Genomic DNA, 12,411 nt, shown 5'->3' with positions numbered 1-12,411 from the left:
CCCGCCTGGCCAAGGGCGCTGGATGCGGTGATGGGCGGACCACCCTGCAGCGGTGACTATCGTGCCACACCCGAGGATTTCCGCGTCGAGGAATGCCTGGGCTTCTCGCCGGAGGGGGAGGGCGAACATCTCTGGTTGTGGGTGGAGAAGCGCGATCTGACCACGCTGGAGTTGGCCCGGCGCCTGGCCCGGGCCTGCGAGGTGTCACTGCGTGACATCGGCTATTCCGGCATGAAGGATCGGGTGGCGGTGACGCGGCAATGGTTGTCGGTACACTTGCCCGGGCGAGCGGCGCCACAGGATCTGGTCTCCCGGCTGGCGGAGACGCCGGTGACGTTGCTCGAACAGGTGCGCCATCCGCGCAAGCTCAAGCGAGGCGTGCATCGTGCCAATCGCTTCACGCTGCGCCTGACTGGGGAGGTAGTGCGTGATCCTGCCGTGGAGGAGCGTTGGCAGTGGTTGTGCGAGCATGGTGTGCCCAATTACTTCGGCCCGCAGCGCTTTGGACCGGCGGGCCGGAATCTGGTCAAGGCGAGGGCGGTGCTTGCGCGCGGCTGGCGCAAACGCGACGACCGGGAGGGGATGCTGCTTTCCACGGCGCGAAGCTATCTGTTCAATACGTTGCTGGCTCGGCGTCTGGCGGCGGGCAATTGGGCGTCACCACTGCCTGGCGAGCTGCTGATTCTCGACGGCACGGCCAGCCAGTTCCTGGCCGAGATCGTCGATGACGAACTGCGTGGGCGTGCACAGCGCCTGGATGTGCACCCTAGTGGCGTACTGTGGGGGAGCGGTCGTCTGGCGAGCCAGGCCGAGGCGGCGGCCGTTGAAGGGCAACTGCCCGTCGACGAGCCGGCCTTGTGCGATGGGCTGCAGCGAGCCGGGGTGCGCATGGCGCGGCGGGCATTGCGCGTCCGCCTTGGCGCGCCGTCGTTGAGACGCCACGAAGATGCCCTGATATTGGACTTTGAACTACCTCGCGGCGCCTTTGCCACATCGGTATTGCGTGAGTTGATGGCACATTCCAGTTTGTAACATCGTACCGGCCCGTGGTGTCGGGCGATTCATGTGCTCAGGGAGAGACGATGCGAAAACTATTGCTGTCCAATGATGATGGCGTGCATGCTCCGGGACTGCGAGCGCTCTATGAGGCATTATGTCCGCATGCTCGTGTGCGGGTAGTGGCACCGGATCGTGACAAGAGCGGTGCCAGCAATTCGCTGACCCTGACCCGTCCGTTGGCCCTGAACGATCTCGATAACGGCTTTTACAGCGTCGATGGCACGCCGGCCGACTGTGTATACCTGGGAGTCAATGGCGTGTGGGACGAGAAACCGGATCTGGTGATCTCGGGAATCAACCATGGCGGCAACCTGGGCGACGATGTGCTCTATTCGGGGACTGTCGCCGCCGCCATGGAGGGACGCAATCTGGGCATGCCGGCGATCGCCATGTCGCTGGTCGGTGACCGCCATTTCGAAACCGCCGGGCGTGTCGCGGCAAGCCTGATCGGGGCCGCCGACCTGCTGTCGCTGCCACCGCGTAGCCTGCTCAATGTCAACGTACCGGATTTGCCCTGGGATGAAATTCGCGGCTTCCGGGTCACGCGGCTGGGGTATCGCGGCCCTGCAGCACGGCCGCTCAAGATCCAGGACCCGCGCGGTCGGGAGCGTTACTGGATCGCCGCCGTCGGCGAGAATGCCGATGATGGCCCGGATACCGACTTCGCCGCCGTGGAGGCGGGCTTCGTATCGATTACGCCGCTGCAGACCGACCTGACCCGGCATGCGGCACTGGATGACGTTCAGGGCTGGTTGGATGCACTCACATGAACTTCGCGGTGTCGGCATGACATCGCAACGCACCCGTGATCGGTTGGTGGCTCGCCTGCGAGCCAATGGCATTGAAGATCCCCGCGTCCTGGCGGTCATGGGTCGGGAGCCGCGCCACCTGTTTCTCGACGAGGCCCTGTCCCACCGTGCCTATGAGGATACCTCCCTGCCGATCGGGCATGGCCAGACCCTATCGCAGCCATGGATCGTGGCGCGGATGACCGAGCTAGTGATCAATGAAGCACCCGAGCGTGTGCTGGAAGTCGGCAGCGGATCCGGTTATCAGACGCTGATTCTCTCGCGACTGGTGCCGGAAGTGTGGTCGATCGAACGAATTACGGCGCTGTACCGTCGTGCCGGTGAACGTCTGCGCCGGCTCAAGGTCTTCAATGTGCGGTTGCGTCTCGCCGACGGTGGCCACGGCTGGCCCGAAGCGGCGCCGTTCGATGTCATCCTGTTGACGGCTTGTGCCAGCGAATTGCCCGAAGTGCTACTGGCCCAGCTCGCGGATGGGGGGAGACTGATCACGCCACTGGAAGAGGCCGATGGCAGTCAGTGGTTGACGCAGGTGTGCCGTCACGGCGACACCTTCGACTACCAACGCCTGGAACCGGTGCGCTTCGTCCCGTTGTTACAAGGAGTTATTCGTTGAAGCGTTCGTATTCCATCTTTCTGAAGGGTGCCGGCATGGGGGCGGCCGATGCGGTTCCCGGCGTGTCGGGAGGGACCATCGCTTTCGTCACCGGTATCTACGAAGAGTTGATCCATACCATCAAGCAGTTTGGCCCCGCTGCCTTCATGGCCTGGCGTCGTGGCGGCTGGGCGAGGCTTGCCACGCACCTCAACCTGGCATTCTTGGTGCCGCTGCTTGCCGGTATCGCGGCCAGCCTGATCAGCGTGGCGCATCTGGTGACCTACCTGATGGCCGAGCATGCCCTATTGCTGGATGCTTTCTTCTTCGGCCTGGTCGCGGCCTCGGCCGTGGTGGTCAGCCGTAGCCTCCCGGACTGGCGGTGGTGGCACGTGCTGCCATTGGCTGTGGGGTTGGTGTTGGCCAGGATGCTGCCCGCGCTGATGCCCTTCGTTTCCACCCTGGGGGCGGATTCACTGATGCTGGTGGTTGGGGGAAGCATCGCCATCAGTGCGATGCTGTTGCCCGGAGTGTCGGGCAGCTTCCTGCTACTGACCATGGGGCTCTATGGCACGGTGATGGAAGGCATCAAGAGCTTCGATCTGACCCTGATCGCCCAGTTTGCCGTGGGCTGTGCTATTGGCCTGTTCTTCTTCTCGCGGTTATTGTCGTGGCTGCTGCGCCACTTCCATACGGCGACGTTGCAACTGCTGATCGGCTTCATCCTGGGGTCGTTGCCGACATTGTGGCCGTGGCGTGAACTTGTCAGTTATCAACTGGGGCCGGATGATCAGATAATCCCTCTGGATTATCGCTACCTATTGCCTAATGATTATGCGCTGTTGACCGGAGAGTCCGCGCAGCTATTCGGTGTGCTGGCATTGATGCTGGCCGGTTTGATATTGGTCCTGGTGGTTGGCAGACAGCCCGGTAACTCCCAGGCACACCCCCACAAGGAGGAAGGCTCCGATGCGTAAGGCTCTGTTGATTTCCGCCATGGCGTTGAGCATGGCAGGTTGCGCTGCCCAGCAGGAGGGTGCCTCCCAGGTGCAGGTGCGTGACTTGACGTTGAGCCGTGAGCAGGCGCAGGCGAGCACCTATACCGTGGAGTCCGGTGACACTCTGTATGGAATCGCCTGGCGCCACGGCATGGATTTCCGCGCCCTGGCACAACTCAACAACATCGCCCCGCCCTATCGGCTGCAGCCGGGGCAGGAATTGCGTCTCGATGCCTCCGGTGGCACGGGAGCGAATGCAGCGACGTCGGCACCGGATGCATCCGGGGCCCAGGTCAGCGGCGCCATCGACGTCGACAATAGCGGCAGCCCCGACTGGTTGGCGCCGGACGAAGAGGCCATCGAGCGTAATCGTCAGCTGACCGCGCGTCCGCTCGAGGAATCGGGAGCCAGCGAGTCGGCGCTCGGAGCCGCTGCCGCTGCAGGAGGACAGCAAGCGGCGCCGGGTGAGACCGCCAGTGCGCCCGGGCCAATTTTCAATTACGACAGTCCGGGAGCCAGTGGACAGCTCAGTGAGCGCGACATCGCCGAGCGCGAAGCGCTGGCCGCTCGCCAGCAGGCTGCCGAGCCACCGCAGCAGCCGTCGCCCGAAGTGGGCACGGTGGCCCCCCAACCTGCGGAACAAGTGGGGGCTGACACACAGCCGTCATCGGCGACGCGCGATACTGTTCAGCAACAGCAACAGCAACAGCAACAGCAACAGCAACAGCAACAGCAACAGCAACAGCAACAGCAACAGCAACAGCAACAGCCGGATGCCGGTACCGCCGTGGCCGGTGAGTCCCAGCCGTCGGAAAGTGAAAATGCCCGCCGGACATACACTCCCGTGGAGACGGTGCCCTGGCAGTGGCCCGCCGATGGGACGCTACTGGGACGTTTTGGTGAAGGCTCGAGTATCACAGCCGGCATTGATATCGGCGGGCAAAAGGGGCAACCTGTCAAGGCAGCCGGACCCGGAATCGTGGTATATGCGGGCAGCGGTGTGCGAGGCTACGGTAATCTGATTCTGTTGAAGCATAACGATCGCTATCTTAGTGCCTATGCACATAACGATAGCCTGAGAGTCAGGGAGAACGACGTGGTCGAAGCCGGCGAGGTGATTGCCACCATGGGCGACACGGATGCCGATGGAGTCAAACTGCATTTCGAGGTGCGCCGGGATGGCCAGCCTCAGGACCCCTTGGAATTCCTGCCGTCGCGTTGAGCGACGGCTTGCATCGCAAAATAACAAGTAACGGCTTTTGCCTTGCGGCGGGGCAGGTCAGCATAGTGCGACGGCCGTGTTTCTGGGTAGCATCGAACGGGGTAGCGACATGAGCATGCTCGAACGGGACCTTCAGGAAGTGGACCTCGACGCCATTGATGAAGAGTTGGACGTTGACGACGATGACGACGAGGTCAGCGCCAAGGATGAGCAGGAATTCGAGAAGGCGCTGAGTCGAGAGGAGAACCAGTATCATCACAGCCTCGACGCCACTCAGATCTACTTGAACGAGATCGGTTTTTCGCCGCTACTGACACCCGAGGAGGAGGTTCATTACGGCCGCCTCGCCCAGCAGGGTGACCCAGCGGGGCGGGCCCGGATGATCGAATCCAACCTGCGCCTGGTGGTGAAGATTGCGCGGCGCTATCTCAATCGTGGCTTGTCACTGCTCGATCTGATCGAGGAGGGCAACCTGGGGTTGATCCGAGCGGTGGAAAAATTCGACCCGGAGCGTGGGTTTCGCTTCTCGACCTATGCCACTTGGTGGATTCGCCAGACCATCGAACGGGCGCTGATGAATCAGACGCGCACCATCCGCTTGCCCATTCATGTGGTCAAGGAACTCAATATCTACCTGCGGGCCGCTCGTGAGCTCACCCAGAAGCTCGACCATGAGGCCACGCCGGAGGAAATCGCCGACTTCCTCGACAAGCCGGTGTCGACCGTCAAGAAGATGATGGGACTCAACGAGCGTGTCTCGTCGGTGGATTACCCCATGGGTGGCGAGAGCGACAAGCCACTGATCGAGACCCTCGCCGATGACAACGACCTGGGCCCCGAGTCGTCACTGGTGGATGTCGATGTCAAGCAACATGTCGACGACTGGCTGGCTGAGCTCACCGAGAAGCAGATGGAAGTGGTGGTGCGGCGCTTTGGTCTGCGTGGTCATGAGGCTGCCACGTTGGAAGAGGTAGGTGAAGAGATCGGGCTGACTCGTGAGCGCGTTCGCCAAATCCAGGTCGAGGCCCTGAAGAAGCTGCGCCGGGTGCTGGAAAAGCAAGGCCTGTCACTGGATGCCATCTTCGAGTAATTCCCATTCCGATGGTCGTCCATCACTGACATGGCCGTGACGCCCCGTATGAGGGGCAGGGGCGTCACGCGCGACCGGTGATGGTTGCATGTTCCTTGCACGAATCGCTGGCACACTGGCCGGGGCGTGTGCAGTATCCGCCGCTTGCAGAAGGAACATTCATGTCGTCCGTCATCCTCCCGTCATGCGCTTCGCGCCTGTCCTTGCCCCTGCTGGCGGTAACTCTGCTGGCCGGCCCGGCACATGCCGCCGATCTATGGTCCATCACCCGCGACGCCCTGGACAACGATGCCACGCTGGCATCGGCGCGGGCCGGTTTCGGCAGCGTCGAGGCGGGTCGCGATGCCCAGCGGGGGACCTTGCTGCCCCAGGTCAGTGCCAGCGCCAATGCTTCGCACAACCGCACCTACAGCAGCCAGGAGAATGGCTTCTCCAGCGGCGGCCAAGGCGATTTCACCGACAGCCTCTCCTTGCTCGAAGAGGATCGCCTCAACCTCGCCAGCGTCGACCTCGACGCTTCCCAGGCGCTGTTCGACGCCAGCAATCGGGCGCAGCTCGAGCGTGCCGAGCGTCAGGTCGATCAGCAGGCCCTGTCGCTCGAGGCGACCCGACAGCAGCTCTTGTTCGATGTCGCCGAAGCCTATTTCGAGATCCTGCGTGCCCACGATGTTCTGGCTGCCCGCCAGGCCCAGGAAGCGGCTATCATTCGCCAGCTCGAGCAGGCTCGTGGGCGTTTCGAGGTGGGGCTGGTGGCGATTACCGATGTTCACGAAGCCCAGGCTTCGTATGACTTGGCGCGTGCCCAGCGAATCGCGGCCGAAGGAGCCATGCAGGTCAGCTTCGAGGCCCTGGAGCGCCTGACGGGCCAGCGCTACGCTAGTATCGATGGTTTGGCTGACGAACTGCCCATTGAAGTGCCCGAGCCCGCCGGCCGTGACGCCTGGGTAGAGCGTGCGCTGGACAACAGCCCGACGCTGCTGGTGGCGCAAGCCGGGGTAGAGGTGGCGCGCAGTGGTGTCGAGGTATCCCGCGCGACGCGACTTCCCCTCGTGGAAGCCTTCGCCAATTATCAGTACGCCGACAGCGACAGCGAGCAACTGAGCGGGTATGACTCGAGCAGCCAGCTTGGTGTACGTGCCAGCATGCCGATCTATACCGGTGGGTCCACCAGTTCTCAGATCCGTCAGAGCACCTTCGATCTGGAAGCCAGTCAGTACGACTTCGAGGCCCAGCGCCGCGAGACCGTTCAGCAGGTGCGCTCGCTCTATACCCAGGCCAGCAACGCCGTGGACACCGTCGAGGCACGACGGCAGGCGATCATCTCCAACCAGAGCGCCCTCGAGGCGACCCGCTCGGGCTATGAAGTCGGCACGCGCAATATCGTCGATGTTCTCAACGCTGAGCAGAGCCTGTTCACGGCGATTGCCGACCATGCCGAGGCGCGTTACGACTATGTGCTGGCCCTGCTCAACCTGCGTCAGCAGGCGGGGGTGCTCGATGTCGAGGCGATTCGTTCGGTCAATGAGTGGTTGCGGGCCGACCAGGCCGTGTTGCTGGAGTTGCCCGGCGACAATGCGGGCAGCAGCGACCGAGTGATCAATATCGGGGTCCGCCCACAGTTCCAGGAATGATTCGGCTGTCAATGCTTGAAAATTTAGTGCTGCTTTCTAGGAATTGGCTGATTTTTGGGTAGTTGGCCGGTGAAATTGGCGTTCAAATAGCAAATAATCGTCGCCTGCTGTCATCGTCGTTTCACTTCAGGAGAACTCTCATGGCCCGGCCGCTGATCGCCGATATCGATCTCGACGCTTTGCGCCACAATTACTGTCTGGCCCGCGACCTGGCACCGCACAGTCGGGCCGTGGCCGTGCTCAAGGCCGATGCCTATGGCCATGGGGCGGTGCCTTGTGCACGCGCCCTGAGTGACTTGGCACCGGCTTTTGCCGTAGCCTGCCTCGAGGAAGCGAGCGTGCTGCGCGAGGCAGGTATCGACACGCCCATCGTGCTGCTGGAAGGCATCTTCGAGGCGTGCGAACTGGAAGCCGTCGATGCCATGGGGCTGTGGACCGTGGTGCATAGCGATTGGCAACTCGAAGCGATGCTGGCCTATCGGCCACGGCGGCCGATTCCGACATGGCTCAAGGTGGACTCCGGCATGCATCGTCTGGGTTTCGGTCCCCACCGCGCCGAGCAGGTCTGGGCGCGTCTGGCCGCCGCACCCGACCGGGTCAGCGACCTGCATCTGATGAGCCATTTCGCCACCGCCGATGCCCCGGACTCGACCTATTTTCGCCATCAACTCGACTTGCTGGAGGCACTGGCGAAGCGCTTGGGCGCTCCCACCAGCCTGGCCAATTCTCCGGCGACCCTGGCCTGGCCGGAGGCTCATGGCGCCTGGAATCGCCCCGGTGTGATGCTCTATGGCAGCGATCCGCTGGAGGCGCCCAACGACGCCAGCCGCCGTCTCGCGCCGGTCATGACGCTGCGCTCGGAGATCATCGCCGTCCGTGAGCTGGACACCGGTGAGCCGGTTGGTTACGCCGGCCGCTGGCAAGCCCCGCGTCCCTCACGGATTGGCGTGGTGGCCTGCGGCTATGGTGATGGCTACGATCGTCACGCCGTGGATGGCACGCCGGTACTGGTCAATGGTCGACGCACCGCGATCGCCGGCAAGGTGTCGATGGACATGCTGACGGTCGACATTACCGAAATCCCCGAGGCCGGGATCGGCAGCCCTGTGATCCTGTGGGGGCAGGCAGCAGGCGGCGAGCGCCTGTCGGTGGATGAAGTGGCTCGCCATTGCGATACCATTAGCTATACCTTGCTTACCGGGGTACTGCCACGGGTGCCGAGGCGCTATCATGGTGCCCCGGCGGGGGCGGTCCGCCACCCGAATGCCCACGACTGAAACAGGAGAGATCCTCGATAACGGGGATCTGCCCCGTGCATGGCCAAGTCTCACTATCCCGCGTCCTTCGCTCATCCGCGTTATTGGCCGACCTGGTTGGCCATTGCCCTGATGCATCTGTGTGCCTGGCTGCCGTGGCGGGCCAAGCTCGTTGTCGGCAAGGCCATCGGCCTGCTGGCCTGGCGTCTGGCCCGGCGCCGTCGGCACATCACCGAGACCAATCTGCGGCTGTGCTTTCCCGAAAAGAGCGAGGACGAACGTCGAGCGCTGGTACGCGAAACCTTCATCGCCAACGGTATCGGTATCCTGGAGACCGCCACCGGCTGGTGCCGTGACCCCGAGCATCTTCGGCACCGGGTGGTCTTCAAGGGGCAGGAGCACATGGCCCGCGTTCAGGCCCAGGGCAAGGGAGCATTGATCATCGGCGTGCACTTCTCCACCCTGGATCTCGGTGGTGCCTTGCATTCGCTGTTCTTTCCCGCCGATGTGGTCTACCGGCCCCACGACAATCCCTTGTTCGAACGCTTCATGACGCGCGCCCGCCAGCGTATCTTCGGCACCGCCATCGATCGCCACGATCTACGCGGCGTGGTGCGGCGCATCAAGTCGGGGCACCAGGTGTGGTATTCGCCGGATCAGGATTTCGGTCGCGGGGTCAGCGTGTTCGCGCCATTCTTCGGTGTGGATGCCGCCACGATCAAGCTCACCGCCAAGATCGCTCGCCTGACCGGGGCACCGGTCATGCCGCTGATGTTTCACCGCAACCCCGATAACCGCACTTATACCCTGGAGTACTTGCCGCCGTTGGAGGACTTCCCCAGCGGCGACGAGGTAACGGATGCCACCCGGGTCAATGCCTTTATCGAGCACGCCATCCGCAAGCGCCCCGAGCAGTATCTGTGGCTGCATCGGCGCTTCAAGACCCGGCCGCGAGGCGAACCCAAGCTCTACTGAAGCGAAGCTTCGCTTCAAGCGGGAAGAAAGAAAACCCCACTGACCTCTCGGCCGTGGGGTTTTCTTCCAGCTTCAAGCTTAGGCCCGCGAAGCGGGCGTTCTTCCAACTCCGGCGAAGCCGTTCAGGCGTCGATACGCTTGTACTTGACCCGATGCGGGGTGTCGTTGCCGACACGCTTCTTGTGGTCTTCCTCGTAGTCGGTGTAATTGCCCTCGAAGAACACTGCTTGGGAGTCGCCCTCGAAGGCGAGGATATGAGTCGCGACGCGGTCGAGGAACCAGCGATCGTGGGAGATGATCATGGCGCAGCCGGGGAAGGCCAGCAGGGCTTCCTCGAGGGCGCGCAGGGTCTCGATATCGAGGTCGTTGGACGGCTCGTCGAGCAGCAGCACGTTGGCGCCCTGTTTCAGCGTCTGGGCCAACTGCAGGCGACCGCGTTCGCCACCGGAGAGTTCGGAGAGACGCTTTTGCTGGTCGTTGCCCTTGAAGTTGAAGCGGCCCACGTAGGCTCGCGAGGACACTTCGTAACCGTTGATGTTGAGGATGTCCTGGCCGTCGGACACCGCCTGCCACACCGTCTGCTTGTTGTCGAGGGCATCGCGTAGCTGCTCGACATAGGCGATATCCACGGTGTCACCGAGCACCACCTCGCCGCTATCGGGCTGCTCCTGGCCGGTGATCAACTTGAACAGCGTCGACTTGCCGGCGCCATTGCCGCCGACGAGACCCACAATGGCCCCCTTGGGCACGCTGAACGACAGGTCTTCGTAGAGCAGCTTGTCGTCGAAGCGCTTCGCTACGTCATGGAGCTCGATGACCTTGTCGCCCAGGCGTGGACCGGGCGGAATGTAGATCTCGTTGGTCTCGTTGCGCTTCTGGAAGTCACCGGATTGCATCTCCTCGAAACGATTGAGACGCGCCTTGCTCTTGGCCTGGCGACCCTTGGCGTTGCTGCGCACCCACTCGAGCTCGTGCTTGATGGCCTTCTGGCGCGAGGCTTCCTGCTTGGCTTCCTGCTCCAGGCGCTTCTCCTTGGATTCCAGCCACTGGGAGTAATTGCCCTCGAAGGGGATGCCATGGCCGCGGTCGAGCTCGAGAATCCAGCCAGCCACGTTGTCGAGGAAGTAGCGGTCGTGGGTAATGGCGACCACGGTACCGGGATAGTCATGCAGGAAGCGCTCCAACCAGGCCACCGATTCGGCGTCCAGGTGGTTGGTGGGCTCATCGAGCAGCAGCATGTCCGGATTGGACAGCAGCAGACGACATAAAGCCACGCGGCGACGCTCGCCCCCTGACAGATTGCCGACCCTGGCTTCCCACGGCGGCAGGCGCAGGGCATCGGCGGCGACGTTCAACTTGCGCTCGATATTGTGCGCGTCGGCAGCCTCGATCAGGTTCTCCAGGCGAGCCTGCTCGGCGGCCAGGGCGTCGAAGTCGGCGTCCGGCTCGGCATAAGCGGCGTAGACGGCATCGAGCTTTTCCTGAGCCTCCTTGAGTTCGGCCAGCGCTTCCTCGACGGTCTCGCGAACGTTCTTGTCATCGTCGAGTTGCGGCTCCTGCGGCAGGTAACCGACATTGAGACCCGGCATCGGGCGAGCCTCGCCGTTGTATTCGGTATCGACGCCGGCCATGATCCGCAGCAGGGTCGACTTGCCCGCGCCGTTGAGGCCCAGCACGCCGATCTTGGCACCAGGGAAGAAGGACAGCGAGATGTCTTTGAGAATCTCGCGCTTGGGGGGCACGACCTTGCCCACCCGATTCATGGTGTAGACGTATTGCGCCATGGACATCCACTTGGGTTGGGGGTTATCAGTGGCCATCGATGATAGTGGTCGTCACTCCGAAAGGCCAGTCCCCTCAAGCGACAATGGGCGCCGCAGCGCCCATTGAGTGGTCGTCAACCTGGTCGGTTCTACTCTTCTTCCTCGTCGTCCAGGTCCAGCGACCAGTCATCCTCGATGGCTCGTTTCAGGCGGCGTTCCTCGAGCAATGCTTCGACCCGGCGACGCGCGCGAAGGGTATCGGCGCGGCTGCTGGGGCGTGAGCGGGTATAGTGTTCGTCGTTGACGGCGTCGAAGAATTCCTGCTCGTCGTCTTGGGGGTCGTTGACAAGATGTTCTCGGCTCATGCGATGCCCTCCCATGACCCTGATTCTGACATTACACCCTATAGCACAAGCGCTTGGACGCAATTCGTCAAGAGCCTGGAGGGCGCCATCGGACGCCTGGCGGCGCCTGATGGCCTTATAACGTCAGATTCGAGGAAGAACAAGGGGGGAGGGCGAAAAAATTGGCAACTGACGGTAAACCGGAAGGCTGGGCGGGTGTCGGCGCGCGAACACCTCGTATCTTGGTATCATGCACCGACATCCCTTGTGCAGGAGCATGACACATGGCGCGAATTCGTCTGCACTATTGCACGCAGTGCCAATGGCTCTTGCGTGCCGGCTGGTATGCCCAAGAGCTGCTTTCGACCTTCGGCGAAGCGCTCGAGGAAGTGGCGCTGGTGCCCAGCCATGGTGGGCATTTCGAGATTCGTTTCGACGACGAGGTCATCTGGGAGCGCAAGCGCGATGGTGGATTCCCGGACATCAAGACCCTCAAGCAGCGGGTGCGCGACCGCCTCGACCCCGAGCGTGACCTGGGTCACATCGATCGATAATCTGACTTCGAGCTTCGAGCTTCGAGCTTCGAGCTTCGAGCTTCGAGCTTCGAGCTTCGAGCTTCGAGCTTCGAGCTTCGAGCTTCGAGCCGCTCGCGACCGGGGCTCGCCGCTCGAG

General features: G+C 62.7%; 12 protein-coding genes. 10 read left to right on the top strand and 2 right to left on the bottom strand.

The features are described from left to right. Positions 1–30 precede the first annotated feature (30 nt). The 9 genes from truD (at position 31) to lpxL (ending at position 9,632) form a co-directional block, all read left to right on the top strand. The gene (gene truD, locus ACFOEV_RS14840) at positions 31–1,032 is read left to right on the top strand and encodes a tRNA pseudouridine(13) synthase TruD (RefSeq protein ID WP_386775593.1); all 1,002 of its coding nucleotides are present in this window, start codon (positions 31–33) and stop codon (positions 1,030–1,032) included. Between the two features lie 50 nt (positions 1,033–1,082). Further along, positions 1,083–1,829 (top strand): 5'/3'-nucleotidase SurE, encoded by a 747-nt coding sequence (surE, locus tag ACFOEV_RS14835; protein WP_386775274.1) that lies wholly within the window; start codon positions 1,083–1,085, stop codon positions 1,827–1,829. Between the two features lie 16 nt (positions 1,830–1,845). After that, complete coding sequence (locus ACFOEV_RS14830) at positions 1,846–2,481, top strand: protein-L-isoaspartate(D-aspartate) O-methyltransferase (protein WP_386775272.1); 636 nt, start codon at positions 1,846–1,848, stop codon at positions 2,479–2,481. Then, a complete protein-coding gene (locus ACFOEV_RS14825; RefSeq protein WP_386775270.1) occupies positions 2,478–3,437 on the top strand; it encodes a DUF368 domain-containing protein in 960 nt (319 codons plus the stop codon). The genes ACFOEV_RS14830 and ACFOEV_RS14825 overlap by 4 nt, the downstream gene beginning before the upstream one ends. Further along, on the top strand, positions 3,430–4,680 hold the full coding sequence (locus ACFOEV_RS14820; RefSeq protein ID WP_386775268.1) for a peptidoglycan DD-metalloendopeptidase family protein: 1,251 nt from the start codon (positions 3,430–3,432) through the stop codon (positions 4,678–4,680). Before ACFOEV_RS14825 ends, ACFOEV_RS14820 begins: the two co-directional genes overlap by 8 nt. 109 nt (positions 4,681–4,789) lie before the next feature. After that, complete coding sequence (gene rpoS, locus ACFOEV_RS14815; RefSeq protein WP_386775266.1) at positions 4,790–5,770, top strand: RNA polymerase sigma factor RpoS; 981 nt, start codon at positions 4,790–4,792, stop codon at positions 5,768–5,770. Positions 5,771–5,931: 161 nt separating this feature from the next. Continuing rightward, on the top strand, positions 5,932–7,401 hold the full coding sequence (locus tag ACFOEV_RS14810) for a TolC family outer membrane protein (RefSeq protein WP_386775264.1): 1,470 nt from the start codon (positions 5,932–5,934) through the stop codon (positions 7,399–7,401). Positions 7,402–7,541: 140 nt separating this feature from the next. Beyond that, a complete protein-coding gene (gene alr / locus ACFOEV_RS14805) occupies positions 7,542–8,678 on the top strand; it encodes an alanine racemase (RefSeq protein ID WP_386775262.1) in 1,137 nt (378 codons plus the stop codon). A 39-nt stretch (positions 8,679–8,717) separates the two neighbouring features. Then, positions 8,718–9,632 carry an LpxL/LpxP family Kdo(2)-lipid IV(A) lauroyl/palmitoleoyl acyltransferase gene (gene lpxL, locus ACFOEV_RS14800; RefSeq protein ID WP_386775260.1) on the top strand — a complete coding sequence of 305 codons (915 nt, stop codon included), beginning with the start codon at positions 8,718–8,720 and terminating at the stop codon, positions 9,630–9,632. A 122-nt stretch (positions 9,633–9,754) separates the two neighbouring features. Here lpxL and ettA read toward each other — a convergent pair whose 3' ends face one another. After that, a complete protein-coding gene (gene ettA / locus ACFOEV_RS14795; RefSeq protein WP_386775591.1) occupies positions 9,755–11,416 on the bottom strand; it encodes an energy-dependent translational throttle protein EttA in 1,662 nt (553 codons plus the stop codon). 128 nt (positions 11,417–11,544) lie between these two features. Further along, positions 11,545–11,760 carry a PA3496 family putative envelope integrity protein gene (locus ACFOEV_RS14790; protein ID WP_386775258.1) on the bottom strand — a complete coding sequence of 72 codons (216 nt, stop codon included), beginning with the start codon at positions 11,758–11,760 and terminating at the stop codon, positions 11,545–11,547. A gap of 263 nt (positions 11,761–12,023) precedes the next feature. On the opposite strand from ACFOEV_RS14790, the gene ACFOEV_RS14785 reads away from it, so the two are divergent. Further along, positions 12,024–12,293 (top strand): SelT/SelW/SelH family protein, encoded by a 270-nt coding sequence (locus ACFOEV_RS14785; protein ID WP_386775256.1) that lies wholly within the window; start codon positions 12,024–12,026, stop codon positions 12,291–12,293. Positions 12,294–12,411: the final 118 nt, after the last annotated feature.

Source organism: Litchfieldella rifensis (assembly GCF_042646605.1).
Taxonomy (GTDB): domain Bacteria; phylum Pseudomonadota; class Gammaproteobacteria; order Pseudomonadales; family Halomonadaceae; genus Litchfieldella; species Litchfieldella rifensis.
The sequence above is the reverse complement of the archived record's forward strand: the minus strand, read 5'-3'. Positions and strand labels throughout refer to the sequence as shown.

Excerpts from the sequence above, each read along its gene's own strand:
- surE (WP_386775274.1), top strand. The coding sequence starts at position 1,083 with ATGCGAAAACTATTGCTGTCCAATGATGATGGCGTGCATGCTCCGGGA.
- lpxL (WP_386775260.1), top strand. The coding sequence starts at position 8,718 with ATGGCCAAGTCTCACTATCCCGCGTCCTTCGCTCATCCGCGTTATTGG.
- ACFOEV_RS14785 (WP_386775256.1), top strand. The coding sequence starts at position 12,024 with ATGGCGCGAATTCGTCTGCACTATTGCACGCAGTGCCAATGGCTCTTG.
- rpoS (WP_386775266.1), top strand. The coding sequence starts at position 4,790 with ATGAGCATGCTCGAACGGGACCTTCAGGAAGTGGACCTCGACGCCATT.
- ACFOEV_RS14820 (WP_386775268.1), top strand. The coding sequence starts at position 3,430 with ATGCGTAAGGCTCTGTTGATTTCCGCCATGGCGTTGAGCATGGCAGGT.
- ACFOEV_RS14790 (WP_386775258.1), bottom strand. The coding sequence starts at position 11,760 with ATGAGCCGAGAACATCTTGTCAACGACCCCCAAGACGACGAGCAGGAA.
- ACFOEV_RS14830 (WP_386775272.1), top strand. The coding sequence starts at position 1,846 with ATGACATCGCAACGCACCCGTGATCGGTTGGTGGCTCGCCTGCGAGCC.
- ACFOEV_RS14810 (WP_386775264.1), top strand. The coding sequence starts at position 5,932 with ATGTCGTCCGTCATCCTCCCGTCATGCGCTTCGCGCCTGTCCTTGCCC.
- truD (WP_386775593.1), top strand. The coding sequence starts at position 31 with ATGGGCGGACCACCCTGCAGCGGTGACTATCGTGCCACACCCGAGGAT.
- alr (WP_386775262.1), top strand. The coding sequence starts at position 7,542 with ATGGCCCGGCCGCTGATCGCCGATATCGATCTCGACGCTTTGCGCCAC.
- ettA (WP_386775591.1), bottom strand. The coding sequence starts at position 11,416 with ATGGCGCAATACGTCTACACCATGAATCGGGTGGGCAAGGTCGTGCCC.